Origin of the sequence: Chryseobacterium sp. 2TAF14, assembly GCF_052115105.1 — a bacterium.
In the GTDB taxonomy this organism is placed as follows: Bacteria; Bacteroidota; Bacteroidia; order Flavobacteriales; family Weeksellaceae; genus Chryseobacterium.
This window is the reverse complement of the sequence record NZ_JBFRGA010000348.1, coordinates 1-638: the sequence shown is the minus strand read 5'-3', so window position 1 is coordinate 638 and position 638 is coordinate 1. Positions and strand designations below refer to the sequence as shown.

1 protein-coding gene is annotated in these 638 nt (G+C 30.1%); it reads left to right on the top strand.

The window, feature by feature from the left end:
• On the top strand, positions 1-638 hold a 638-nt coding region (locus AB4Y90_RS18115; RefSeq protein ID WP_441558950.1), incomplete at both ends, for a hypothetical protein.

Genomic DNA, 638 nt, shown 5'->3' with positions numbered 1-638 from the left:
AATCTTATAACTAAAGCTGATAAATCTACAGTTCAGGAACAATTCAATTCGATAAGTAGTATCAAAGCCGATAAATCCACAGTTCTTGAACAGTTTAMTTCTTTAAATACAGATCTTGAATCAAAAGTAGATTTAGAAACAGCYCARGTAGAATTTAATAAAATAAAACTTGTAGAAGAYGGAGTAGCRAGTTTAAATACMAATCTTCTAACKAAAGCYGATAAAGCAACGGTTCTTGAACAGTTTACTTCTTTAAATACAAATCTTGAATCAAAAGTAGATTTAGAAACAGCTCGGGTAGAGTTTAATAAAATAAAACTTGTAGAAGACGGAGTAGCGGGTTTAAATACCAATCTTCTAACTAAAGCCGATAAATCCACAGTTCAGGAATTAAATACAAATCTTGMAACAAAAGTAGATTTAGAAACAGCTCAGGTAGAATTTRATAAAATAAAACTTGTWGAAGAYGGAGTAGCAAGTTTAAATACYAATCTTATAACTAAAGCTGATAAATCTACAGTTCAGGAACAATTCAATTCGATAAGTAGTATCAAAGCCGATAAATCCACAGTTCTTGAACAGTTTAATTCTTTAAATACAGATCTTGAATCAAAAGTAGATTTAGAAACAGCTCAGGT